This is a genomic window from Vibrio sp. 1CM2L (genome assembly GCF_023161695.1).
Lineage (GTDB): Bacteria > Pseudomonadota > Gammaproteobacteria > Enterobacterales > Vibrionaceae > Vibrio > Vibrio coralliirubri.
The window spans coordinates 35,734-62,717 of record NZ_JALNTT010000002.1 but is presented as its reverse complement, the minus strand read 5'-3'; the positions used below and the strand labels follow the sequence as shown (position 1 = coordinate 62,717).

The 26,984-nt window shown below is 44.2% G+C and carries 19 protein-coding genes; 1 reads left to right on the top strand and 18 read right to left on the bottom strand.

Translation table 11 applies throughout. From position 1 onward, the window contains the following. Positions 1–273: 273 nt before the first annotated feature. Entirely contained in the window at positions 274–687 is a 414-nt protein-coding gene (locus MSG34_RS05580; RefSeq protein WP_010438513.1) for a VF530 family DNA-binding protein, read from the top strand. Between the two features lie 119 nt (positions 688–806). Here MSG34_RS05580 and MSG34_RS05575 read toward each other — a convergent pair whose 3' ends face one another. From MSG34_RS05575 to MSG34_RS05490, 18 genes are all read right to left on the bottom strand, one after another. Beyond that, complete coding sequence (locus tag MSG34_RS05575; RefSeq protein WP_017059711.1) at positions 807–998, bottom strand: hypothetical protein; 192 nt, start codon at positions 996–998, stop codon at positions 807–809. A 305-nt stretch (positions 999–1,303) separates the two neighbouring features. Next, the gene (locus MSG34_RS05570; protein ID WP_248336586.1) at positions 1,304–2,062 is read right to left on the bottom strand and encodes a sulfite exporter TauE/SafE family protein; all 759 of its coding nucleotides are present in this window, start codon (positions 2,060–2,062) and stop codon (positions 1,304–1,306) included. 192 nt (positions 2,063–2,254) lie between these two features. Next, complete coding sequence (locus MSG34_RS05565) at positions 2,255–3,775, bottom strand: tripartite tricarboxylate transporter permease (protein WP_248336584.1); 1,521 nt, start codon at positions 3,773–3,775, stop codon at positions 2,255–2,257. A gap of 10 nt (positions 3,776–3,785) precedes the next feature. Then, positions 3,786–4,286: a tripartite tricarboxylate transporter TctB family protein gene (locus MSG34_RS05560; protein ID WP_041472791.1), complete on the bottom strand. Its 501-nt coding sequence runs from the start codon at positions 4,284–4,286 to the stop codon at positions 3,786–3,788. A gap of 242 nt (positions 4,287–4,528) precedes the next feature. Beyond that, the gene (locus MSG34_RS05555) at positions 4,529–5,500 is read right to left on the bottom strand and encodes a tripartite tricarboxylate transporter substrate binding protein (RefSeq protein ID WP_048615086.1); all 972 of its coding nucleotides are present in this window, start codon (positions 5,498–5,500) and stop codon (positions 4,529–4,531) included. Between the two features lie 286 nt (positions 5,501–5,786). Next, positions 5,787–9,482, bottom strand: coding sequence for a response regulator (locus tag MSG34_RS05550; protein WP_248336582.1), 3,696 nt, complete (start codon positions 9,480–9,482; stop codon positions 5,787–5,789). Between the two features lie 32 nt (positions 9,483–9,514). Then, positions 9,515–10,558 carry a two-component system response regulator gene (locus MSG34_RS05545; RefSeq protein WP_248336580.1) on the bottom strand — a complete coding sequence of 348 codons (1,044 nt, stop codon included), beginning with the start codon at positions 10,556–10,558 and terminating at the stop codon, positions 9,515–9,517. Between the two features lie 335 nt (positions 10,559–10,893). Then, positions 10,894–11,541, bottom strand: coding sequence for an AarF/UbiB family protein (locus MSG34_RS05540; RefSeq protein WP_248336578.1), 648 nt, complete (start codon positions 11,539–11,541; stop codon positions 10,894–10,896). A 94-nt stretch (positions 11,542–11,635) separates the two neighbouring features. Further along, complete coding sequence (tssM, locus tag MSG34_RS05535) at positions 11,636–15,028, bottom strand: type VI secretion system membrane subunit TssM (RefSeq protein WP_248336576.1); 3,393 nt, start codon at positions 15,026–15,028, stop codon at positions 11,636–11,638. Between the two features lie 2 nt (positions 15,029–15,030). Continuing rightward, positions 15,031–16,227 carry a type IVB secretion system protein IcmH/DotU gene (gene icmH / locus MSG34_RS05530; RefSeq protein ID WP_050648306.1) on the bottom strand — a complete coding sequence of 399 codons (1,197 nt, stop codon included), beginning with the start codon at positions 16,225–16,227 and terminating at the stop codon, positions 15,031–15,033. Between the two features lie 5 nt (positions 16,228–16,232). Continuing rightward, positions 16,233–17,564, bottom strand: a complete 1,332-nt coding sequence (gene tssK, locus MSG34_RS05525; protein ID WP_248336574.1) for a type VI secretion system baseplate subunit TssK — start codon at positions 17,562–17,564, stop codon at positions 16,233–16,235. 41 nt (positions 17,565–17,605) lie between these two features. Further along, entirely contained in the window at positions 17,606–18,094 is a 489-nt protein-coding gene (gene tssJ / locus MSG34_RS05520; protein WP_050621123.1) for a type VI secretion system lipoprotein TssJ, read from the bottom strand. Beyond that, entirely contained in the window at positions 18,091–19,041 is a 951-nt protein-coding gene (locus tag MSG34_RS05515) for an FHA domain-containing protein (protein ID WP_248336572.1), read from the bottom strand. The genes tssJ and MSG34_RS05515 overlap by 4 nt, the downstream gene beginning before the upstream one ends. 3 nt (positions 19,042–19,044) lie before the next feature. Continuing rightward, positions 19,045–19,773: a transporter substrate-binding domain-containing protein gene (locus MSG34_RS05510; RefSeq protein WP_248336570.1), complete on the bottom strand. Its 729-nt coding sequence runs from the start codon at positions 19,771–19,773 to the stop codon at positions 19,045–19,047. Further along, complete coding sequence (locus MSG34_RS05505; RefSeq protein WP_248336568.1) at positions 19,760–20,758, bottom strand: ABC transporter substrate-binding protein; 999 nt, start codon at positions 20,756–20,758, stop codon at positions 19,760–19,762. The genes MSG34_RS05510 and MSG34_RS05505 overlap by 14 nt, the downstream gene beginning before the upstream one ends. Beyond that, the gene (locus MSG34_RS05500; protein ID WP_248336566.1) at positions 20,755–23,322 is read right to left on the bottom strand and encodes an MFS transporter; all 2,568 of its coding nucleotides are present in this window, start codon (positions 23,320–23,322) and stop codon (positions 20,755–20,757) included. Before MSG34_RS05500 ends, MSG34_RS05505 begins: the two co-directional genes overlap by 4 nt. 9 nt (positions 23,323–23,331) lie before the next feature. Then, a complete protein-coding gene (tssH, locus tag MSG34_RS05495) occupies positions 23,332–25,944 on the bottom strand; it encodes a type VI secretion system ATPase TssH (RefSeq protein WP_248336564.1) in 2,613 nt (870 codons plus the stop codon). Positions 25,945–25,991: 47 nt separating this feature from the next. Next, complete coding sequence (locus tag MSG34_RS05490; RefSeq protein WP_248336562.1) at positions 25,992–26,924, bottom strand: type VI secretion system baseplate subunit TssG; 933 nt, start codon at positions 26,922–26,924, stop codon at positions 25,992–25,994. Between the last annotated feature and the right edge of the window lie 60 nt (positions 26,925–26,984).

Sequence of the window (26,984 nt, the reverse complement as noted above, 5' to 3'; positions counted from 1 at the left end):
TTTGTTAAGTTGAACCAGTTTCATAACCTTTGGGGTGAAGGTTTGTTTGCAGAATGTGCTTAGACTGTATAGCGAGCTAAGGTAGGGTGTTAAGTGACCAATTCGAAATTAATTTCAAAGATAAATAGGATAACGAGTATGCTTTATGCCATCATAAAGGCATAAATAAGGGCAATGGATGTAATGCCCAAGTGATTGAGCTAGAAATGGTCAGTGATGACTGTGTTCTAGAGTAAATTCAAGGCCTTTAGTTGCCTTGAAAAAGGTAATGTTATGACTGAAGAAGAAAGAATCGAACTGCAACAAAATAACCCGCTACACGGCTTAAAGCTTGAAACCATGATCACTGAATTAGTGGATCACTATGGTTGGGAAATTTTAGATGCGGCAATGCGTATGAACTGCTTTAACACTAAGCCTACAGTGGCAAGTGCAGTTAAATACCTGAAGAAAACCGAATGGGCTCGTGAAAAGGTTGAAAACTTCTACCTTTACCGTTTCAAGCGTATGCCTAAAGCATCGGACATTGAGTACCAGATGCCGCCGCGTTCACGTACATTCCGCCATGGGCTAGAGCCTCGTGAGCCAATGGAACTAACGGTTGAGTCTATCCACGCTTCTCAAGCTAAAGCTGCGTCTGCATTTAAAGAGCGCCGAGGTGGTAACGGTCGTAACTTCCGTCGTTAATAAGAAGGCGTCGTTAACAAGAAGGTGTCGGCGATTAGTACGCCTAATTAGATAAGCGAAAAACACAAAAGGAGCCTATGAGCTCCTTTTTTAATTCGTTCGCTTTAAACCGTAAATGGCTAAGCTTCGCGGTTCTTTCTTTGATTCTTCCAAAGATCGGTGACATAAACGATCGCACTGACCAGTAAGAATAGCGCCGACACAGAAAACAGAGCGGGCATTTTTAGGATCCACGCGAATGTGGCAGCAAGAAAAGCGACAAAGCAAATGAGTCGACTTGATGACATGACATGACCGAGTTTAGTGTTCATAACGCCTCCTAATGAAGTCTCACTTTCGACAGGAGAATTATCCCACCTTTGGCAAAATAAAGGCTAAAAAACAGTCTAAATTGTTATCAAATTTGCTAATTGAAGGACTCGTCTCACACATTTTGGCCTGGCTATTTTATAAGCAAGAAAATAGCGAAATCGATATGAGAAGGGTGGAGTCTTTTTGCTTTATCTTTCCAGTCGCAAGTCTTATTGACCGAATGTCTGGTTAGCTTAAAACCGAGTTGGTACAGAACTCACTTAACATAGAATCTAGTTGGTATAGAACCTACTTAGTATAAAACCTAGCTAGCATAGAAAAAGTAAGCGGTGATCAAAAAGCTCGCGATGATCACTGTGGTACGAACATATTGTTGAGGGATGCGGCGAGAGATTTTTGCTGAATAATAACCACCAACCAATGTACCCAATAATACAGCCATGCCAGACGGCCAATCAATCGAACCATTGACGATAAAAAACACGATCGCTGCTAGGGAAGCACACGCGGACACGAGCAGTTTGATGCCATTCATCACGTTGATGTTGGTGTAACCAGCAAGCGCCAAATAGCTCAATGTCACAATGCCCAAACCGGCATTAAAATACCCACCGTAGATACAGACAATCAAAAGCAATAAAGCGGAAAAGAATGCGCCTGCGCTGGTGGCGTGCTTATGTTTTGCTGTGGCTTGCTTTAACCATTTATTGAGCGTGCCACCAAACGTGAAAAGCAGAGCAGCAAACAGCAACAGCCAAGGAACGGATTGAGTGAACAGAGCTTCTGGTGTGTGAAGCAGCAAGAAAGCCCCGATACCACCGCCAATGACACACAAAGCAATGGTCAGTTTTAGCTGCTTAGTACCAGATTGAATTTCGTGGCGCAGAGCGTAGGCTCCGCTAATGTATCCAGCACACGAAGCAAAGGTATTGGTCGCGTTGGCTGCTATTGGTGGAACACCAGCAAACAATAGAGCAGGGAAGGTGATGAAGCTGCCGCCACCCGCAATGGAGTTAAGCACACCGCCAATCACCCCTGATAAGAACAGAACCAACCAATCCATAGTTTTAGAATCCAATACGTTAACTAACTGGTTACCTTACTTGAATTTGTTATGAATATCAGCGCGATGTGTGTTGTAAAGATAGGTTTGTGAGTTTGCTACCATCTTTAACCGCTGGTTTGAATTGAGGCTCTAAATGAAAAAAGGAGCCAATGGCTCCTTTCGTTGAGGTTTAGTTGATTCGATAAAGCTTTACACTTCTACTGGCTTCGCTCTAAAACTCTTAAATATTTTCACTAGAATCGGGCTAGACAGCACCAGTACCGCCAGAATAGTGAAGGTCATCGTAATAGGGCGTTCCCATAAGAAGTTCAGCTCACCATCGCTGATCATCAATGCACGTCTTAAGTTCTCTTCCATCAAGCCGCCCAATATGAAGCCTAACAGTAATGGTGCCAATGGGAAGTTGGCTAGCCTTAATGCTATCGCTGCCATCGCTACCAGTAGCATCACAAATACGTCCATCGTGTTGAATGACACCAAGTACACGCCAGTGATTGAAAAGAAGATAATCATTGGTAGTAGAACTGTTCTAGGTACCGCTAGCAGTTTAGAAATATAAGGGATTAAAGGCAGGTTCAAGATAACCAGTACGATGTTGCCAAAGTACATAGAGATGATGACTGACCAAAATACATCTGGGTGTTCAACGAACAAGCGAGGACCTGGCTGAATACCGTAGGCAATCAATGCACCAAGCATAATCGCGGTTGTACCAGAGCCCGGAATACCCAGCGTTAGTAGCGGAACGAATGAGCCACTTGAAGCTGCGTTGTTTGCTGATTCAGGTGCAACAAGACCACGGATACTGCCTTTACCGAACTCTTTCTGTTTGTCTTTTGGCGCTAGACTACGCTCCATACCGTAACTTAAGAAAGCAGCGATGGTTGCGCCAGCACCTGGAAGTACGCCAGTAAAGAAGCCAAGAATCGAAGAACGAATCGATACTGGCGCTACTTCTTTGAACTCTTCTTTGGTGACTTTCATGCTACCAATATCAGACATCTTTTGGCTTTCTTCCGCGCTGGTGTCTTGCTCTGGTTTTAGAATACCCATCAAGGTTTCACCCAGTGCGAATGTTGCCATCGCTAATAATAGAAAGCTAAAGCCATCCATCAGATCCGTTAAACCAAAAGTGAAACGTTCAACGCCAACGCCTTTGTCGATACCTACTGTTGATAGCATCAAACCAAGAATAGTCATCATCCACGCTTTGATTACCTGACCTGAGCCTGCAAACGCCGCTACAGCCGATAAACCTAATAGCATCAATGCAAAGTAGTCTGAAGATTGGAAGCTCAGTGACACGCTTGCTAGAGCCGGAGCTGCAATCAAAAGCATGATTGCTGAAAGCGTACCGCCTGTGAAAGAAGAGTAAGCTGCGAGAGCAAGTGCTTTACCTGCTTGACCTTTTTGAGCCATCGGGTAGCCGTCAAACGCAGTAACTACCGTTGAAGAACAACCCGGAGCATTGATTAAGATGGATGACGTTGAGCCACCAAATACAGCGCCGTAATACACACCAGCCATCAAGATTAGGCCAGAAGAAGGGTCTAGGCCGTATGTAATAGGGATCATCAACGCGATTGCTGAAATTGGACCTAACCCCGGTAGCATACCGATGAAGGTGCCAACGAAACAGCCCACAATTACCATCATGATGTTCATTGGCATCACAGCGGTAGAAAGTCCTTGTAAAATTCCGTCTAACATAATGTTATCCCTACCAAAGAGTGAAGATTAAACCAGGCTCTAGGTAGATATCTAAGCCTTGAGTTAATAAAAGAAAGAACGCGATAACGAAAGGGAACGACGCGCCAAATAAAACCGCTTTGCGGCGCTCACCCAGTAGGTAAAAGCCTGCAAGTAAGAAGAAGCTGGTTGCTAAAACAAAGCCAAGATAAGTCAGCCCAACACCGTACAGTGCCATTAACACCAAGAAGCCAATCAGCAGTTTCCAGTTCAGCGGTGTTGTGTCACATGTGACTTTCTTATCCGGTTGTCCTGTTATTAGCAGGATCAACGAAAGGCCAATGCCGATAAACGTCAACAGGGTAGGTAAGGTTCTTGCTGTGAAGGGTTCGTACTCGTCACCGGGGAACAGAGGAATCAGCGTGGTTTGATAGCCGTAGCACAAGCACGCTAGCATAAAGATCATGGCTCCGATGCGATCCTTCGAAAGCAAAGATTCCTTACTCAGAAATTTGGTTGGTAAGTCCGACATATCCAACTCCATTTGGGGTGGTATAAAAAGTAAAAAAGCCGTACATGAGCGAGTTAATGAAGAATGTCTGGGATCACTAACCAAAGGTGAGCGAATTACATGACTTGGTTAAGCCACTTGCCTCTACAACGAATCAACAAGCTTTAGCAATACACTACGAATAAACAAAGGAGTTTTAGTTAACTCATGTACGGCGAAACAGGAAAGAGTAAGAGGGCACAAAGACCCTCTCTGGTTGTTGGTTACTTCAAGAAACCAAGCTCACGCATTAGATCGCCCATCTGTTTTTCTTGGTCTTCTAGGAAGGCGTAAAAATCTTTGTCAGCTTTGTAGTTGTCGATCCAACCGTTACGGTCACGAACCACTTGCCACTCATCGGTTTTATACATTTTGCCAAGAGCTTCGTTCCACTCGTCGATTTTCGCTTGGCTTGTGCCCGGTGCCGCGAAGAACCCACGCCAGTTAGCAAATACTGTCTCGTTGCCGTACTCAGTCAGTGTTGGGATATTAGGCGCAGCGTCAAGACGTTTTGGAGCCGTCACAGCAAGCACTTTTACTTGGCCAGATTTAGACATCTCTAGCACTTCACCAAGGCCCGTTGAAAGCAGCTGTGTTTCGCCAGAAAGCAGTGCCGCCATCGCTTTACCACCAGCATCGTAGGCAATGTAACGCACTTTCTTCGCATCAAAGCCTTCGCCTTTGAATGCTGCAGCTACCACAAGGTGGTCCATGCTGCCACGAGCGGAACCGCCAGCAATCTTCACTTTACGTGGGTTGGTTTCGAACTCTTTAACGACGTCTTCCCAAGTGTCGTACTTAGAATCTGCAGACGCGACAATTGCACCGTAATCGGCAATGGTTGCTGCTACCGGAGTTAGGTCACGGAAAGATTGAGGGAAGATACCTGTTAGTGAGCGAACAACGATAGGCGTTGAGTTCACCATTAGCGTGTCTTCTTGGCGTTGTGCCGTTTCGATTAGGTGAGCAATCGCTTTACCGCCACCGCCACCAGACAGGTTTTGGAAAGAGACATTTTCTACGATGTCTGATTTCACCAATACATCACCCGTACCACGAGCTGTCATATCCCAACCGCCACCAGCGCCGCCAGGGATTAGGAAGTGGATTTTTTCTACGTCAGCAGCAAAAGTGTTGAAAGAAAAGGTTGCTGCGATGATAGAAGCCGCAAGAGTAGGTTTCAGTGCCTTGAACATGGTTCACGTTCCTTATGTAGGGGATCTCTTCAATGGAGAGAAACTTATGTTTTATTTCCAGCTACTAAACAGATGAGTAGGATATTGCTTAGCAGATGAAGCTAAAGTTAACGGTGTGTTAATGAAATGTCTGCAATGCGGCGATATTGAGAATAAAGAACATTGGATTAATATTGTTCATAAAGTTCACGGTGACGTGTTGTGCGAAGGCGAAAAAAAGAGAGCCATATCAGGCTCTCTATAAAATTTGGAATGTTTGTAAGGAATTCTTTTACTTATCAGACGGTTAATTAGGCAAGGTCGATCCTTTTAAGATCTCAGTTGCCTTGTCAAAATCAAACTCTTCCAACGAAACTTCGAGTCGTTTGAATTCTGAAGGGGATAACCCAATCTTAGCGCCATCTTCAATGTTAAGAATTATGGTGAGTGCATCGGTGTCATCATTAGCCGTCGCCTCCAACAATTGGCGGTAGAGTTGCTGGTCTGTAGTCGATGGTTGCTGCTGTTCAGAACTCTCTTCCGACTTGGTAGAATTGGTCGCTATTGAATCTTTCGATACTTCAATTTGAGACAAGGCTTGGCTGATTGATTTGCTTAGTTTAAGCGATGTGTCGATCACATTGTCTTTCAAATCGTTGTCATCTGGCTGTGCTTCTAGGTTTTCACACAACGTGTGCAGTTGTTTCGCCCCCAAATTGCCAGCCACCCCTTTCAGTGTGTGGAGATAACGTGGTGCGCTGCCGCCTGCTAGCTCGCTTTCAAGCTTATCTTTGTCAGAGTAGGCCTCGACAAATCGATGTAATAGCTTGCTATACAGTTGGTGATTATTGTTGGCTCTGATTAAACCAAGCGTAATGTCTAGACCTTCAACTTTGGAGAGTGCTGTATTAAAGGCACTGCTGTTTTCTGACTCGTCAGAGATAGAGCTCACTGATTCTGCTTGATGTGATATTGGATCAACAAACGCAGCAGGACGGGAAGGTGATACCCAATTCGCAAGAGTGGCAAACATTGAACCGACATCGATAGGTTTAGCAATAATGTCACTCATACCACAACCGAGCGCCTTTTCTTTGTCTCGCTCCATGACATTAGCTGTCATCGCGATGATCGGTATGTCTTGATCGTTGATCTGCTGACGGATGTAGTCTGTTGCTTCATAGCCGTCCATTACTGGCATTTGGCAATCCATCAAAATACCATCGAACGGTTGTCCGTCTGCAATGGCTTGTTGGTAAAGCTCGATCGCTAGCTTGCCATTTTCGGCTACCGAAACCTGAATTTGCTGTCCTTCTAGTAGTTCAGTCGCGAGTTCTTGGTTGATCTCATTGTCTTCAACTAAGAGTAACTTGGCTCCGGCTAGTTGCTGGACGTTGGCTAACTGAGTTTGTTGTTCAAGTTCACTGCGTGAGATACGGTCTGAGTCGAGCCCATAGAGTGAGACAATAGAGTCATAAAGGTGAGAGGAGGTGATTGGTTTGTCTAGAATACTCGGTACTTTAAAGTTTCTTTGTTCAATCGCTTCAGCAAGCTCTTCTCGATCGTAAGCGGTCAGCATCATGATCTTAGGTATTGTGTTTAGCTGCTGCCCATTGTTGAGCTCTGCTAATAAGTCTACGCCATCTCGCTTAGGCATCCTCCAGTCGGAGATAACCAAATCAAATGGCTTGTTCTGAGCGTCAGCGGTATGTAACTCAACAAGAGCGTCATCGACCGATGAACTTAGTGTTGGCGTTAGCTTCAACGACTCTAGAATGTCACCCATGATCAAGCGTGCGCTGGAGTTGTCATCGACGACCAACACTTTCAAGTCGTTAATTGATGCAGGCACTACTACACGATGCTGCTGGATGGAATGACTGACGCGAGTGGCAATCGTAAATGAAAAGGTCGAGCCTTTGCTAAGTTCTGTTGAGACATGAATATCACCGCCCATCAGTTGGCTCAATTCTTTACTGATGGCGAGGCCTAAGCCCGTGCCACCGTATTTGCGTGTGGTCGAGCTATCAGCCTGAGTGAACTTGTTGAATAACTTGGCGGCTTGCTCTTGCGTCATACCAATCCCACTGTCTGAGACGGCAAAGTTCAACTGGATGTCATCGCCTTCTCTTTCTGCAACCGAGATAGCGATCTTCACTTCGCCTTTCTCTGTGAATTTGACAGCATTGTTACTTAGATTAATCAATATTTGCCCAATTCTTAACGGATCCCCAATCAGGTTAGTCGGTACGTCTCTGTCGACTTGAATGAGCAACTCTAGGTCGCGTTCTGAGGCTCGTAAGCCAACCAAGTTAGTAATATTGTCGAGTACATTCTCAAGTTGGAAGTCCACTTTCTCAATATCGAGTTTTCCGGCTTCAATTTTCGAGAAATCGAGAATGTCATTGATTAGGCCGAGTAGGGTATCGGAAGAGAGCTTCACTTTATGGATGTAGTTACGCTGCGCCTTGGTTAAATCGGTTTTTAATGCCAGATAACTCATACCGATGATGGCATTCATTGGGGTACGAATTTCGTGGCTCATGTTAGCGAGGAAGTCAGATTTTGCTTGGTTTGCTGCATCGGCTTCATCCCTTGCTGCGGCAAGACTGTGTGCGAAAGTTTCTAAAGCAGAATGCGCTTTGTTAGCGAGCAAGCCCATTAACAAAATAATGACGAAGAAAATCACGCCACCTATGGCTAAATGGAACGTCACGCTAGAAGAGTCTTTGACATTGACGCTTTCTGAAAGGTGACGTTGGGATACGAAATCTCGAAATTCTAAGAAGCTCTCATCCATCGCCGTGAGTAGTTGGTGACCTCGCATCTGTGAACTGACTAACTCCATAAATTGCGACTCATAAACGCTGATATGCTCGTCAAAGGCAGTAATTTTTACGTTTGGTGCATACAAAGTAATAAGTCGTTGCGCGTTGCTAGATTTGGATTGCATCTCATTAATCACATGTGACACTTTGTCGGCGATGAGCTTCTGTTCCTTTGAATTTGCGAGCAGAAAATCTCGGTTGAATCGATTTGAACGACTTAGTAGCGTGCGAATCGCCAATAGGTCTTGCCCTATGAGCAATTGGGAAGAGAGTTCTGCTTGAGATTGAGAAACGAGATGACTCAGTTCCGCGACTTGGCTCTGTTTGGTTTGATAGAGCAAGCTAACTGAGCGTGAGAATTCAGAGCCACTTAGGGTGACTTGATTGATAAGGGATGCTCTTAACTTTTTCGAAGATGCTGGTATGCCTTGCAGCTGAACTAAGTTGGTGTAATAGCGATTTTTTGCCTTATCTACAACCTCTAACAGTTGTTGTCCTTTGTCATCCAAAATCTGCTCTTGCAACTCTGAAATGAGCTGTGAAGCCTTTTGCATCTCAAGTTTGACTAACGAGTGAGTCTTTAGGTCGCCATCGAGTAAATACTCTTTTTCAAGATTTTGGATGTTAACGGCGAGAGTGGCAAGTTGACTGGTTTTTAGTGCGACGTTGGTCAGTTCTTCGCTGTTTAGTCGTAGACCGCGAATTTTCTGATTGTTTTGATTGATCGCTTGATTGTGTAGATCCCTCATCTCTCGTAATAAGTCTGTTGCGGCATTGGAGCGCTCGTCCATAAGCGTTCGAGTTGATTGGTTCAACTCAACAATGTCGACATATTGCTTGAATTGAACTAAATATTCCGTGAGTAAATTGATAGGAAGGGACGTTGCATACTGGTCGGCGTAATCATTTGCTAGAACCTCGGTTTGTTCTGCTTCTTGATCAAAGCTAGAGATGACTTGTTCGCTGTAGTCGTTACTAAAAGACAACTCATAAACGCGAAGCTTATCGAGTGAGGTCAATAAGCGAGTACTGGAAGCGTATTGTTCAACGCCGATGAAGCGATCGTTGAGATTGATCCAAGCACCTACCGCGACAGAAAACACCACGATGGCTGCGACCAGAAAGGAGGTTAAGATTAATTTCGAATCAGTAGCAAATCTTGAAACAGTATTCATAAAGTGCCTGTATTGATAAAGTACCAGCGAACTTAGTGTTCTTGTTCATCAGTAAAAGAGTCTTTGATAGTGAGCATTTCATCGAGCTTACTAATGAAAATAGGAACCAAGTTAGGATCAAAGTGATGGCCAGCTTGCTCTTGTATTAACTCAATCGCTTTTTCAATCCGCCAAGCTTTCTTGTATGGGCGTTCGCTGGTGAGGGCATCGAATACATCTGCTATTGCAACAATACGTGCACTTAGAGGGATGTCTTCGCCTGATAGCTTATGAGGGTAGCCGCTGCCATCCCATTTCTCATGGTGATAAAGAGCGATCTCTTGGGCGAGTTTTAGCAATTTAGAGTCGTTGTCTCCAATAATATCCCCGCCGATCGTTACGTGTGTTTGCATGATTGCCCATTCATCCGCATCAAGCTTGCCAGGTTTACCTAATATGCAGTCAGGAATACCGATTTTGCCAATATCGTGCATCGGAGCTGCTTGGAATAACAACTCCACCCACTCTTCACTGACGTCTAACTGCTGAGCCAGAATCTTTGAGTAGTAACTCATTCTTACAACGTGCATTCCGGTTTCATTATCCTTGTATTCAGCGGCGCGGCCTAGTTTGCGGATTATCTCCAATCGACTCATGGCGAGAGCTTCCGTTCTCTGTCTTACCTTACGAGACAGTGCCAAGTTTTGGTCATACAGAGAGATATGTGTGACAACGCGAGCTTTCACAATAGGAGGGCTGACTGGTTTAGTTATGTAATCAACAGCACCGAGTTCAAAGCCTTTCTGTTCGTCTACTACATCCGTCTTAGCTGTCACAAAGATAACGGGGATGTCAGAAGTGACAGGGTTACTTTTAAGTCGGCGGCATACTTCATAACCGTCCATCACAGGCATCATGATATCGAGAAGAATGAGATGAGGCTTTGGGTGAGTAGAAGCAATTTTTAGCGCTTTTACTCCGGATGTTGCAGCCTTAATTTTAAAGTCGTCGTTCAGGATCCCTGAGAGGGTATGAATGTTGTCCGGGATGTCATCAACAACCAGAATGATCGGTTTATCTGTCGTAATTTGATTCATTTTTCGTCCCTAAAAAATTTAATCAGATTGCTATGTTTTATATTAATAAAGCGTAGTGGAATTTGGCGGAAATGCATGATTTCAGGAGGGTTAATTGTTGATTCTGGAATCTAAGAAAATAATGGTACGCCCTATTTTTAATAGATATTTTATATATTAACCGTTATTTGACAAAGAATAACTAAATGGATTATGTCGTAGTGCGATCAAGGTTGAATAGTTCAGGTTCTCGTTTGCTAACACTGAATCATTCAGAGTTACTCAGTCGTTCAATTAGCTTTTCAAATCTATCTTGGACTTGCTACAGGGGAAACACGCGATGCCGAATATCGGGCTTATCTATGCTGTTTCAGTAGAACCTGATACCGACTGGGTAGATTCGCTTCATCTAACTGTTCTTCCAGCATGACTGCAAGCGCGAACCAATCGTCTAGCCTACTTGTTACTGAACCAAGCATCGCGTATCGAGGTGTGTAGCTTTCAAAGCGAAGCGCAGCACGTTCAGTTCCCATTTTAGTGATGGAGCCAAAGTCGATGAGTTGGGCTTGTCCTTGTGGGCTGAGCACGATATTGGATGGCTTAATATCTCCATGAACAAAATCAAGAGTATGGATTCGGTTGATGGCTGATTCTAAAGTGCTAAGCCATTGAGAGGGCATACCGGCATTGATATTTGAGCTGTTTTGAATTTCCAGCAGTGTGTTACCACTCAAGTGAGAAAGAACTAGGCAGTCAGTCTGATGACAAGAAAAGTAATCACAATAGTTCGGCCAGGTATCCTTTTTATTAGAGTCGGTATTGGTATTTGAATACAGAAATTCAGCCTCTTGTTTTAAAAAGTGACGGTGCTTCAGCTCTTGAGCATATTTGATGGTCACCAGTCCCCAACTAGGATGTTGGGCCCTGAAAACTCGTAGACTTAAGCGAGTGAGACTAGTGTAGCCATGAGCTTTAAACGCTTGTAGAAGCTTTTCATCTTTCACATCTCCTTTCACGTATTCTCTGTTTGAAGAGACATTATCTTCAGAAAGTTGAGCTCGCCTTGATAGGCAAGACGAGCGAGTTGGGAAAGCGTTATTAGATCCCACTTGGCAGAGAGAATCCAGAGAAGAAGCCAGGGACAAACGGGTTCGATTGGCCTTGAGTCTTGATTGTTAATTTCACCTTGCTGTCACCGTAAACAAACTCCACCTGAGTGTCTTGTGCAGACGTAAAGTTCACGTTGGGTTCGAATAAGCGGAACCAACTCCATGTGCCTTTTACGGTGTTCTGGCCAATTGTAGAGTCCTGTGCACTAAGCTGAATACCTAGCTTTTCGATAAACTTCGCATCACCTTGCCACGATTGCTGGCTCCATAACGTCGGCCCATGACGATAGGTAAAGATTGGCTTATCAGAAATGATCGAAAACTCCGTGATGTTTGGCGTCATATCGACTGCCTTTAATTGGAAATTGATCAGGATGTTCGATGGGTCAGCTAAGAATAGGGCACTTTTTATATCGCCAGCTTTGTCCATCATTGTCCAAACCTCTGGCGTAATCGATAAGCCTGTACCCGGCAGTAGTCCCGGTAAATAAGGCGCTTCGTCGCTATCTTTAACGAATCCATTAAGGCGAGTTTGAGAGAACTTATCGACTATGCCATTCGTAACGAAGAAGGCTTTGACATCCGCCACACTGACATCCGTTTTAGACTTTCGATTGAACGGATAAAAAGAGGCCAAGCGCTGTTGATAAGGCTGATAAATTTCGTTCGACCACGCTGTGTTTAAGTAGTCGTGAGCCAGTGACATTACCGTTTCATTACTTTGGTGTACCACCTTGTTAACCAGCTCTTCAGCGACCGCTAAATGACTGTTGGATAGGCTCGATAGGGACGCAATAGGGTTACCGGCTTGCAAAGTGACGGACAGCGTATCAAAGGCAACCTTTTGCGGCTCTTTGGTTTCGTAAAATTTGTCTCCCCACTTTTTAGCGTTGATAAACGCAGTAAGTAGGTTGTCGATTGGCTTCTTACCTTGGTCGTTAGGCGATACCTGTTTTTTGTAAGCTTGGAAGCTGAGTGATATCTGACGAGCGGATTCTTTTTTGTCAGGGTCTTGAATCGGCATACTCGCAGGATCTTGTTTCTTGTCATCCTCTACAGGGATTTCAAGCTCAACATAGGTGTATTTAGCGATCGTCGAGTACAAGCTGACTAATGGGTTATTGCTTGCTTCCGACAGGCTCGTTAATGCACTTTTCAGTTGTGTAGGATTAGCCACTTCTTTGACTTCGACATTACGAACTAAATCACGCCAATAGTTGATGTAATCATTCTGGTAAGTTTGCTTTAACTCTCGACTGATTCGATGCAGCTCCAGTGCGCTAGGGTAAGCTCCTGCAACGCCTTCATAAGACTGTAAAGCGGATTTCAGAGTTGGGGAATTCACCGATAAATCGAGTTGGTTAAACCCCGTCGGGGTAAAGATATACGGAACCAAGTAGCCAGCGTAACTCGGTGAAAACTGAAGCACCGAGCCGAAATTGTCACCTAGCTCACCGCGAATATCGACGCGCTTAGCATAGGCCGTAGAACTCTGAATGTGTTCGTACAGCAGGGTTTCAATGCCCGTTTGCGTGATGACTTTCTTCGCGAGGCTTTCTAAATCATGATTCGATTTTACTGGTGTCAGGTTACGAGCAAAGATGTCACTGAGTAGCACATCAAGCTGAGCAATGTTGACGCTATCGGCTTCGCCTTGATCTTGGAGCGTACGAATGTAGTAGTTCTTGAGTTCTTGGACGTTGGTTCTGTCTTTGCTAAACAACAGACGATAGTTGTTTAACAGAGATAGGGTCTGAGATTGATCCTCAAGGTTTACATACACAAACAGGTCTTTCTCTAGCGTATTCTCCATTGAAGGAATCAGGACTTGTTGTAGCTCGGTGAAATAGGCTTCTTCGACTTCTTTCTTGATGCTCGGATTTGGCATAAACGGCAGGCTGTACCAAGGCTCTGGCTGCTTGTAGAGGTTATAGATACGCTGTAGTGAGAATAGGTTGGGGATATTGTCAGCCATATTCTCGATGTCATAAGGCGATGCCGATATCGCCTCTTTATAGCGCTCAAGCATGATATCCGCTCTGGTTTCACGTTGATTCTGGAAATCAAAATCAAACTTAATCACCAGCAACACGGCGGCGAGCAAGGCAATCCAAGATAGGGTGAAAACGACTTGGTTAACGAGCAGAGTGTTCTCTTTGCGTTTGTTGACGCCGACCAGCTCATGTTCCGATAGGATCACGTGAGTCATTAGGTATTGAGCAAATAAGGTTTGGTTAACCGGGATTTGCTCGTTTTGTTGATAATGCTCGTGACCTACTGAGTAAGAGACAGCGCTCGCCAATAAATCTGACTGCGCTGAACTTTGTCCATCATGCGTGAAGTAAAAGCCGCGGAATTGCAGAGCATCACTAAGTTGTTCTCCTCTGTATAAACGATTGAGGAACAACCAAAGATTCTGCTTTAATAATCCAAACTGGAAAGGGGCACTGGCTATGGAGTTGCGATAATCTTGATTGAGTTGTCCGGCAAGCGCATTGCTCATATTAGCAATCAGCTCGCTGATTAAGTGATCATACTCATCGTTAAACCAGTCTGCATCGATCCCACCGTGTTTAGAGTAAGGCGCGGTGGCACCAAACACTTCGTCTCTTTTGGATTCATCAAACGCAGAGAAGAACTGACAAAAGTCGCTGATGCTACCCATATTCGAGACAACATTATAAATCGGTAAGCTGACACCAAATGCTTGATTAAAAGTCTTAATAGTCGATTTAAGCTCGTCAGCTTGCTGTGTAATTTGCTCATTGTTTTCTAATAACGAGGAAACATCGGTGGTAAGCAATAAGCCATTGGCGGCTTGTCTTGGTCGCCACGCAGTTAACGACTGACACAGTGTTTTAAGGTACTCAGGGTGTTGGTCTTCTCCCATACTGATAGAAACCAAAATCGAGTGCTCACTGACCCAAAACAGGATTGGGAATTCAATGTCATTGCCGAAGTCATCGAGCTTATAAGCTTCATAGCCCATTTGAGTGATGATGCTTTTGTCTTTATTCGGGTTCTGACTTAGTAATAGATAGATTGGCTGGTCGTAACGGCTGGTTAAGCGAGTTTTACGTTTCTGCCCACTGATCATTCGCTTGAAATGACTGGCTAGTTGCTTTTGTCGCTTTTGAATCAATTCTTTATCTAATGACTCTTCTTGTGATTTTGCGCTGCGTTTGATCAGCACCCAGTAACAAATGAAGCCGATAAGCGTGGATATAATGGCGATAGTGGCAAGCGCCCACACCAAATAAGCGTTGAGAGGTGTTAGCAGAATGACGCTAGAAGCGACGGTAAAAAAGGCGACAGAGGCTAGGGCAGAAATGCCTACTGTTTTTTTTACATTGCCTGACTTGTTTGATTTGGCATCCGGCATAATCAGTTAGACTCTTCCTTGTTTAACTCGTGTGCAGAAGTGCGAACGATAATGGCGTTTATTTGGTCGTTTTCGACATACCACGCCTTGGTGCTTCTCGCTTCTTCTGAGGTGTTTGTTCTTAGTATCACTCGGTAGTACTTCTTGTAAGGAGAGATAATCGGCTCATAAGCTGAAGGTGATAGGTTCTTGATGAAAGCTTCGGCGTTCTTCTTACTTGAGAAGGTGGCGAGTTGAACCAACCAATTTGCTGTACTTGGCGTAAAGTCGTTGGTTTGTGATGCTTCTATTGCGTCCGCTTTGCTGGCGTGACGAGGTGGATTTACCAAGTCTTTATCATCGCTGATGAATACGATATCTTTGATTTCGCCCGATAAGACGTAACGTTCGCTAAAGCTTGGCAAGAATGTGAAATCACGCGCTCTTTGCTCGTGGGTCTTGGTGTACCAAAATTCAGTTAAGCCAATGCTGGTGGCGATTAAACAGAAGAAAAACAGGCTAGTGATGAAGTAACGTTTACGCCTAGTCGGTTTCCTTACTTCTGGGAGTTTTACTTTAGTACGACAATGCACACCGCTAGCCGAGCGATATTGGCTGATGGTTTGTTCTAGCTGATGAACAAATGCTTTTAACTGTTCAGCGCCGCCTTCACGATATTGGCCTTTAAATCCGATATTGATAAATAGGTAGATGATCTCTAAAAGGTCTATTAGCTTGTGGGGTTGTCTTGCGGCTTTTTCTGCAACAGAGAAGAACAGTTCGCCACCGTTACGCATGCCAAACAATTCGCTAAGTAGGGTCTTGTTTTCCCAACCGCGTTTTTCTCCCCATTCGGTGTAGATGATGAATTCATCAATGACTACAGCGTATAAAAAGCACAGCTTATCGATCACCGCGATAGGGTAAGTGAGCTCGGTTGCTTGAGCTTTTATGTCGTTGATGCCTTGAATAAATTGTTCTCGAAAGACCGTAAGATCTTCGGGTTCAGACAGTGTGGATATCTTGAGTGTTTTAGTCAGTAAATCACTGCTGATGTTGATCAGTTGATTCTCTGCCTTATCAAAATGACGCAGAAACTCTTCTTGAGTGCTGGTGGAGTGTACAGCAACCAATTTGGAGAATGCCTGATCAGACTCTGTGTTAGCAGAGCCTTTTGATGCTTTATCGATGACCAGTGTTTCTTCGTCTAAATAATCCATAGCCATTATCTCAACGCGTATAGAACGACTTCGAGAGCAGGAATGCGCGCATCAACATGTAGGGCAATCGCGTCACGTGTGTCTAGCATGTCTAACCAATTTCGATCCTTAGTATCCACTTCGAAATAAGCGACGCCTTGTATCGGCTTAAGCTCGCTTGGTGCAATCGGAAGCGGTGTTAATGAGATACCAGAAAGCGAGCTTCTTACTAGCTCTACGATCTTATTGTTACTGCTTAACTTGGCCGAAATAGGGAACAACTCATTAAGCTCTGTACTGCTGATGTCGGATTTAACACTTAGAACGAAGCGACGGTTATAAACGCTGCTTGGGTCTTTGATTAAGGTGCGAAGTAGACGGCGTTTCTCAAACAGTGAAATATCCCATTTGAATTCGATGACTGAATCTTGTTGAACCAACGTGAGTAGGTTTCGTAGGCTCGAAAACAATGGGTTAAAGTTGTCATAGAGCTTGTCATATTTTAGAGGCTGACACTCACCTGGAATCGCTGGTGTTAACGCCATGACTTGAGCTTCAAATTGTTTTAGTTTTGAATACAGTTCATGGGTCGGGTATTTGGTGTTGCTGATGGTCAACTCAAACCACGGTAACCAGGTGTTGAGAGTTTGCAGCCACAGAAAATCTTGCATCATAGACTGAGGGCTTTTTTGACCTTGGCCAGCTTCAATGCGTTTTAAAAGGTTTTGAGCTCGGTTGCTTACCAGCGCGTGGATCTCTTTGACTCGCTCGCTGAGGAGGGTAGAAGCGCCGTAATGCAAGCAAGCAGGGATGAAGGCTCTATCAAGCATCACTTCGTCTGAGTCGCTGATTTCTAAAATCTTAGCCACTGGAATGAGGGTAAAGCCAGAGGTGTCTTCTCCCGCGAATTTGAGCCCGATATTCAGCTGAGCTACGTCGACTTCGACGCTGGCGTTTTCGGAGGTAGAAGTATCGAATACATTGATTGAACGGGTGATGTAACGGCTCTGTTCTTGGCCATCTTCGCTGTAGTCATTATTGCCTTGCAAAGAGATTGGCAGAGCAAGGTAGACGATGGTTTCAATGGTGCCTTGCGGAATATCGACAACAATCTCTTGTTTGAGGTTGAATTGGGTTCCATCGGGGAACACACCTGAACAGCTCGGTATAGATAGCTTACCGATCTTTAAGAGATCGTGGTTAAGCACTAGCTCAGTGATGCCAAAGAAAGGGGCAAAACCAGCCAGTGTTTCAATGTTCTGACGAATGTAGTTTTGCACATAGCGATCTTGCTGCTGAAAGTGCTGAGGGGCAATAAACATCCCTTCTTGCCACACTACTTTTTTGAAAGCGTCCACGTAAAATCCTTTTCTATTATTTTTATATATTGGCTTTTTTATTAAAAGATTTGCCACCAGCTGGAGTCAGGCTGTATCACGGCTAACTCTGCTTTCTTCCCTGTAATCGTTAACTCTAAGGTTTGCTCTGGATCGGAAGGCATAATCAAAACGGTCTTGGTTGTGCCATTCTGGTAATCCGCGAATTCGACCAGAGCTGCAATGTATTGCGTGTTTTTGTTGATGTCTAACGTCAGCTTTTGCTCTGAGTTAGGTAGTACAATCGGTAATACCTGTTTTGAAACTAAGTTTGCCGCCAATAACTGCAGGTCATTGTTGTACAAATCAATAAACGGCAGTTGTTTGAACAGCTGTTGATCCGTGAGTTGGTAAAGCCTAACCACAACTGGGTTCGCTTGGTCATCATTGTATTGGTTGACGGTCGCATCAGCTTTAACGGTCAACGAATATTGAGTGACAACAGGAGCTGGATCTGATGAAGAACATGCTGTGATCAGTAAACAAAGCGATAAGAGTATGAGGCGTTTCATTCTCTTTCCTCACTTTGCTTTTGCATGTTCTCCATAAACAACGCTTTGAATTGGCGTCTGAAATCTCCGTTGTCTTGACGGTGTTGAAAATGCTTTCGGTAAATCTTCCAATACTTTTTATCTTTATTGGTAAAAATGCCGCTACTGACATACTCACTAAATTGGCTCTCAAGCTGCTTTGGTGCGAACTCATTTAAGAACTGATCAACGGTTTGTTCTAGGGCGTCGAACAGCGCTTTTTGTTGAAGCTGAGGATTCTGTAAGTATTGTTGGTTCTTTTCGGTCAGCGTGATGAGCTTGTCGATCGACTTTTCTATACGCGTATTGTTCTCAACATTGACGGGCAGATATTCTAACTCTGCAGAAGAGAGCATGTTGTTATCGGCGTGAGAGATTTCGTCTACTTCAATGTTCGGTATGACTTTGTCATCGTCCAAATCTTCAAACGGATCAGATGAGAAGGGGTCGTCACTCAGAACATTCTTCGAAGAGAAGTTCGAGGTCTTCTGAACGGTAGCAACTTCTGGTGAGTCATCTAAAAAGTCAGTATCGCTGTCATCAAGCTTTAAGTTAAAAGGTTCTATAAAAGTTTCATCCTGTGTGGTGTTATTGGCCGCGTTGACTTTTGGGTCACTCAATAAGCTAACCAGCAGTGTATAGCCACCAAGTTTGATGATGTCGCCGTCGGTAATGACGTACTCTTTCTCTTTTGCTAGAGACTTGTCGTTTAGTGATACGCCGTTGTTACTGATGTCTTTAATCACGTAACCTCGACCTGTCGGGTAGAGCTGACAGTGAGTTCTCGAGATCCATTTTGATTGATCTGGCAGCGCAATATCACATGAAGGAGAACGACCTAAGCTTCCGCCACTTTCGGGCAGATACGTCACTCTAGAGGAAACAACCTCTTCAGCAGGTACAGAAATCATGTGAACACTGATAGACAATGGCTACTCCTTGCACTTGGATATGGCTGAATTAAAACTGTCTAAGAAACCCGAATAGGTTTTAAGGAATCGATTCGAAAAATAGACCCCCATATCCTTGATATCTAAATTCGTCGAATTGAAGTAATCGAGTGGTAAAGAGGCTTTGTTCAACTCTCTTTTAAAGACCAACTCATCTTCTAAAACAACATCAATTTCCCTTTGTTTTAAAAGTCTTAGTAATACTTTAGCATCTCGTGGCTGCTTGACGACGTTAAATCCATTACGTTTTAGCCAAAACCATTTGTTTGAGCCAAATTTGGCAGAAAAGTTAAGGTTTAACTTTGACAATTCATCAACCTTCGGCTCCACTCCAGGGCCAAAATACCAATTCAATGTCTGTTTTGCGATGGGGGCTGAGAGCGTAGCGTATTCATCACGCTCAGAAGTTTTAGTGGCGACGAAAAAGCCGTGTTGGCTACCGCTATGCACGCGCAGTTGTGCGTCCGACCAAGTTGTCATTGTGAGTTGGTAAGGCTGTCCCATGATACCTAAGGCACATTTAACCTTGTCCAAAGCAATTCCTTGCATTGTCGCGTTTTCGTAGCTTTGGTAAGGCGGCCAATCTTGTGTGGTCAGCATTAGGCGAGATGGCCCAATTTTTACTTGAGCAAAGACACTCATCGACCAAAGCGTCGAGATGAGTAGGGTGACTAACGATAGTCTGATGGTAGAGGCTCTAGTTAACGTCATTAGAGTGTCCTATCACTTCAGAAATCTTCAAAATAGACACTGGCGGGTAATAGTCGAGCTTGTGTGCAGCCTCGATATTAACAATATAGGAATATTGGCTTAGTGATTCTATTGGGATGTCTGAAGCTTTTTGAGTTCCTTTCAATATGTTCTTCGCTTTGTATCCAGCGAATTGACCAACATTGTAGTAACGGCTAACAATGCCAAACAGGGCCTTATGTTTTCTTATCGGACTCTCGGTCGCCGAAAAAGTAGGTATACCTGCGGAATGTAGCCCCGATACGACGTCCCCGCCTTGGGTGATAATGTATGAATCCGGGGGTAAATAAGCCATATCGATACCATCACGTTTCATATTGTTTATCGTGATGTTAATTAAGTCGCTGTTTGACTTGGTTTTATCAATGTTTAATGGGTACAACATAACACGCTTGTTATAAATTTCCGATAACTCCATCATTTTATTTGCGGTGATAATCGAATTATTTTCGTCAGCGTTATATATAACCCCAAGGCTTGAAATGTTATTGAGCTTTTCTATCGCTTTAAACTGTATTTCATGGGGTACGATGTGCGATACACCAGTAAAGTTTCTGTCTGTTGAAGATAAATCAGTGATTAACTTAGAACCCACAGGGTCGGTCACGATACTGAATACAACGGGCGTCGTGTTGTTTATTCTAAATTCGCTAGGTTCAGTGTAAGTTCCTAATAAATTCAATGTGATAGTGGTACCAAATGAATAAATGAGGTCGGCTTCTTTATATTCTAGATCTCGAATATGTTGTTTGAGCTGAGCTTTATCTCGGTTAGCATCAAGAACGGTAAATCTCACATCAATATGTTGGGATAAATAATCCATGAAGCCTTGTTCAGCATCCGTTACTCCCCGCCATAATAAAAGAATGACGTGTTTTTCATCACTCTTAGCAAATGAAGATGGGGACATCAAAATAAAGCTGAGAACGAACACTATAAATCTCATGATTGAACCCCTAGCTTCTGTTTATCAGACTTCAGGAATATTGAGAAAAACACAATTAAACTAAAGGAGCTCGCGAGAAGCGACGCGCCAAATATAAGAATAGTTTGGTCGTAACCGAAGATACTCAAACAAACCCCAGCCAGCATTGGCCCCGCAATATTACCGATACGCTCTGTAAGTCTGAATATACCGATGATTTTTCCCTTCTCGATGCCCTGACCAGACAGGAGGTCGATGACCAAAGGTATTTGTGGAGAAACACAGATGCCGTGTGCAATACCAATAATGATCACGATAAGTAGCAGCCCTAATGTGCCTTGGAAGAAGTAGAAATTGAGCAAGGCAAGGGATGAAAGCAAACCACCAATAAAAATGAAGGCCATTTTGTTTTTAAGCTTATCAACTAAGATCGCGCTTAATGGTGAAATCAATATGATTGCGAGGCCATACGCCATTATCACCCGCCCAGAAACAGAGCTGCTTTCGCCAAGGAATTGCAGATAGACAGGGCAGATGTAGTAGAGGAAGCCTGTCAGTACGATCTTCGCTGGTATCGCACTGAATATCGTAATTAATGCAAAATACTTATTACTTAATAGCAGCTTAAAGTCTTTCAGCTGAACGGGCTTGCTTGAATTACTGGTGTTAGATCTTTCGAAAAACACATACACGAGTAACACACTGAGCGTTGCCAATAATCCCGCAAGCATAAACGTTTCTGAATAGCCCAGCTTCTCTGCAAGAATTCCACCGATCGCAGCACCACATAACGAACCAGAGAAGAAGGCTGACAAGAAAGTCGCCATTCCTTTGGTGCGGTTAGTGTCTTTTGTGGTATCTGACACATAACCTTGCGCTGAAATAAATACGATACCGTAGCCTACAGCGGTAAAAGCCCGAGCTACCAACAAGAGTTCGAGAGATTGAATGAACGCAGTAGCAACCAAGCCAATACAAGTGATGAGTCCACCTGTCATTAATGAATGTCTTCTGCCTACTTTATCTGACCAGTAACCTGCAAATGGCAGTGAGATAGCCCAGCACAACATGAACAGAGAAATGGGTAAGCTCGTGACTAGGTTTTCAGGGATCCAACCGGTTGTGTTTTCCAGTGAAGAGACAAACCTAGGGAAGAAGGCGAGTGAAGATGCTTCTGAGAACACCAATAAAAACAGTGGCAAGCGAATGAATCGAAAGTCTTGCTTATCGATGTCTTGTGATGGTTGAGTCGGGTTTAACTTAGTGATCGCTTGATTAGTCAGGTTGAGCAGTTTGCCAATTTCGTCGCGCGTAGAGATCTTGGCTAAGTGATTCACGATGTCGCGGTTGACCAACATGAACACTTTCTTTACCTGATTCCAAGGCGAAATAATCATGAAGTTACACATGAACAGAATGATTTCTGCAACCACGAGGCAAGAGGCGACCAACACGGTAATCATGTCCATGACGCTTTCTTTAAGCAGGTTAATGATCAAGTTGTTGTCGGTAGTGACATTCAGTTGAATTGTGTGGCTGTTGTTGAGTGAGAATGTCGATTCGCGAATAGAAGGGTGATCGACCTGTTCTGCAGGATAACGGTAAGAAGTGCCCGATTGTCCTTCAAAGTTAATCGATAGAATCTCACTATGATGATCAACGAAGAACGCAAATTCGTCTTCGAGGCCATGTAGCTTATCGGCAGGAACGCCTTTATCGAGTAGCTCTTTAATCATTTGATTTAAAGAGTCGCCAATCAGATTGGACTTCTGTTCGAGTTTAACCTCGTAAATCTGTGAAAACTTGTCTAAAGATTGATACGAAACGCCTAGGTTAGCAATGATCGTCAACAGGATGGCAAGAGAGATGATAAACACAGGAAAGTGTTTGTTTTTCAACTTCTCAAACTTAGACAATGAGTTTGGGGATTGCAGCGCCTTGTGAGCTTGGGTAATCGTTGGCAGTAATTCATCCGAATCGGTCGCGGACTCAAATATTGCAGTTGCGCCTTTTACTCGGCCGACAATACCTTTCAATAGGTACTTCAAAGCGACAAAGGCAAACAGGCAAGAGAGCAGTATCCAAATTGCCGAATAGAGGAACTGGAGCTTGAGCAAGAAGGTTTTTTGTTGTTCTAACAGAGTTGTGGAGTAGTAGAGCTTTACTTGCCCCTCAACTAATCCAAAAGAGTTGGTGATATCGAGTGATAGCTGACGGTTATTTTCGCTGTTTTGTTCTCCGGTACCGAACAGTCGTTCGCCAGAGCTTGAGACGACAACTAAGGCGGTAACACCGTCAACGATTTTCAATCGACGATCCAGCATGCCTTGTATGTTCGATATTGCTGAGAGCGGCAAGCCTAAACTGATCGCTTGATTGATATCGTTATGTGTTTCTTCTAATACAATTTCATAGATGGAGTCGGAGGTTTCAGTGAGCCTTTTCTCGAAATTAAAATAGTTTAGCGTTGCATTTAAGGTGATGGAAAACAGCAAAACCGCCATGATAGCAAACATCAACTTAACCCGAAGTGACAGGTTAATTAATGAAGGTTTGGTCAATGTTTGGCTGGCTTTGCTGTTCATAGTTAAAACCTACTTAATCGATAAATCGAAGTCAGCACTATTGTTGGTTGCGCTAACAGTGACTTGAGTAATAGGTTCGCTTCGGCTGAGCCTTCCAATACACTCTTCAGCTAATCTCGGCATCAATGAGCGGTTAATAATTTGCTCGACTGCACGGCCACCTGTCGTTGGATCGGTATTACGGTCGACCACGAACTGAATGAAGTCTGCATCCCAAGTAAAGGAAGCTTGATACTGTTCTGCGAGTTTCTTCTTGATTCGATTGAGCGAGATCTCAGTGATTTTCGCTAACTCTTCATCGTTAAGTGGGTAGTAAGGGACAATGGTGGTTCGTCCTAAGAAAGCGGGTTTGAAGTATTGTTGCAAGTCCGGACGAATAGCTTCAAGTAGCTCGTCGTTGTCGATACGGTCGGTGGTTTTAGCACAAACATCACAGATAGCTTGATCAGCTGCGTTCGATGTCATGATGATGATGGTGTTTTTGAAGTCGACGGTTCGGCCTTCACTGTCTTTGATATGGCCTTTATCGAAGATTTGATAGAACAAGTCATGCACGCCAGGGTGCGCTTTTTCCATCTCATCCAACAGTAGTACTGAGTATGGGTTACGTCGGATAGCTTCCGTCAACACACCACCTTCACCAAAGCCGACATAGCCAGCAGGTGAGCCGAGTAGCATCGAAATCTTATGCTCCTCTTTAAACTCGGTCATGTTAATAACGGTAAGGTCGTTGCTACCTCCGTACAGTTGCTCCGCAAGTGCCATGGCGGTTTCAGTTTTACCCACACCACTTGGGCCACACATCAGGAACACACCAATCGGTTTACGATTATCGGTTAACCCAGCGCGTGATATGCGAATCGCTTTTGCGAGCTCGTTTTTTGCGACATCTTGACCAATAACTCGAGTATTAAGCTCGTCTTCTAAGGTCAGCAGCTTGGCGATTTCATCACTCATCATGTTGCCAACAGGAATACCTGTCCAATTCGCAATCACTTGAGCAATGGTGTTGTCGTCGACCATGGCGTAAACAAGAGGTTCTTCACCTTGCAGGTCGGCCAGTTCAGTACGCAGGGTGTCGAGCTGTTTTTGCTTGTTAGCGTCGACAGCATCTTGCTCTTGTTCTTCAGTGATCTCTTGTTGAACGGATTTGATTTGGTCAACTAACTCAATCTCTTTCTCCCAACGTGTGTAATACGCTGACAATGCTTGTTGGTTTTCTTCAATCGACTGTGTGAGCTCTTTGATCAATTCAGCGCTATTTGAGAACAACGCATCTTCTTTTTCTAACGCCGACTTTTCGTTTTCTTGGTAACGAATGGTTTGCTCTAACGTTTCCAATACTTCTGGCTTCGCGCCTTGTGTCAGTGCGATTCGTGCACTGGCAGTATCAAGAAGACTAATGGCTTTGTCTGGCAGTTGGCGACTTGGAAGGTAGCGGATCGATAAGTTGACCGCCGCTTCAATCGCGGATTCAGCAATAAAAGCGCCATGGTGAGCTTGCAATGAAGCGGCTACACCACGCAGCATTTGCATCGCATCTTCTGCGTTAGGCTCTTCAATAGTCACGACTTGGAATCGGCGTGTTAGAGCAGGATCTTTTTCGAAGTATTTTTTGTATTCCGCCCATGTTGTCGCGGCGATGGTTTTGAACTCACCACGAGCTAGGGCTGGTTTGAGAAGGTTGGCCGCGTCGTTTTGTCCGGCAGCGCCGCCTGCGCCAATAAGGGTGTGGGCTTCATCGATGAATACAATGATAGGTACTTCTGAGCTTTTTACTTCGTTGATAACGTCTTTTAAGCGGTTTTCAAACTCACCTTTAACGCTCGCACCCGCTTGCAGTAAGCCAAGGTCTAAAGAGTGGATTTGCACGCCTTGTAGAGCACTAGGAACTTCGTCGGCTGCGATTCTTAACGCCAAACCTTCAACAACAGCGGTTTTACCTACACCGGGTTCACCGACCATAATCGGGTTGTTTTGGCGTTTACGACACAAGATATCAATCGCTTTTCTTACTTCGGCATTACGGCCAGAAATAGGATCGATATTGCCGTCAATCGCTTGTTGAGTCAGATTTACAGTGTACTTGCTCAGTGCGTCGTTTCCTGCTGGTGTGGTATCGACAGAGCCACCGGCTGAAGGCGTTGCAGAATTACGGGCAATAGGGGTTTTCTTTATCAGACCTTGCAGAGACTCGAGTGAAACACTGCTTAGCGTTTCTAGTTGCAGAGTGCTTACGCCTAACACATTCTGTTGCATCAGCGCTTGAATAAGGTGCAAGCTGACGATTTCACCATGACCATAGTTTACCGATGCAATCATCCAAGCATCTTTGATTAATTCAGTTAAGCCATGGCTTAGTGTCGGCTGACCTTCGCTGCCTTTTGGAAGCATAGATATTTTTTTGGAAAGCTCATTCACTAAGGCGTCTAATGACAGCTTTTGAGATTCGCACAACGCCATTAGCTTCGGATCTTTTTGGGAAATAAGCTGAAGGATCCAGTGTTCTGTTTCTATCGCTCCAACACCTTGGTTCATCGCCGCGCCCGCAGACGCTTCCAACGCTTGCTTCAGTTCGGGAGATAGCTTTCCTACTAAGTTAGTGAGAGTTACTTGTGTCATAGTCAATTCCTTGTATCTCTATAATCTACACATTCCGTATTTATGAACTACAAAAGCAAAATCTTTACGGTTTCATTGGGGTTACGCTCAGGTGCAAGGTAGTCAATTTCACCTAAACGAGCAGCTATAGAAACCTTGCTTGATAAACGGGGTTTGGTTAAATATGAACGTTTGACGTTCAGATAAATGGCAACAGGCGTACTGTCTTTTAAATAGTGCTGAGTCAAAGACAACACGGCTTTTGCAAATTGGTCATCTTTTTGAATCTCGAGGAACTCATTTCTGTTCTTTGGGGTAATAAAAATACTCAAGTTGTTGAAATGGGCTAAACAAGTTTTGCCGACCAAAAAACCTTGCCCTAAGCGACTGTTAAAATCTCGATTAACACCGATGCGAGTTAACGAGTCGGTCGGTAATAGACGTTGTTCAAATGCCTTGCACTCCACCTCGATGGAGTAAGGGAAGAAGTCATTTAAAATCTTTTTCAGAGTCGTCAGGTTTCGGCTTTGTTGGCTTAGCAGTAGTGAATATTGGAGATACTCTTTGTGCTCTTTTCCAAGCGCAGCAAAGTGATTCAATAATGCTGTTTTCTTTGGGTTTTGCTCACTTTCAACGAGTAGCCAACGTCGAGCATTGGTTCGATAGGTGATTTCAAAGTGTCGTTGATTAAATACGTCCAGAAAATCTTGCAGCGAATGATCTTCATTGTGGATCGCGGCTAACAACTCTTCGTATATGTAATTAGGTATCACGCCTTTAACGCCCGAGAGCGCTTGTTTTGCTAATCTGAGTTTGGCTTTGTTTCCCTTTAACGAGAAGTATTGGATCTCTTGAGGGTTGCCAGTCGGCATCACCTCCGATTTCAATTGGATCTGTATCGGCGCGCTACTTTGGGACTGAAGCTGCTCCAATAGCCTCATTGCCTGAGAGAAATCGTACTTTTCAGGCTGAGCGGCTAGGTCTTCGATGAAAGGCTTCATATATCCCCCTTACAGTCTAAGCTCTGGTCATTTTCAGTTCGCAGGATTGCCGATATTCGC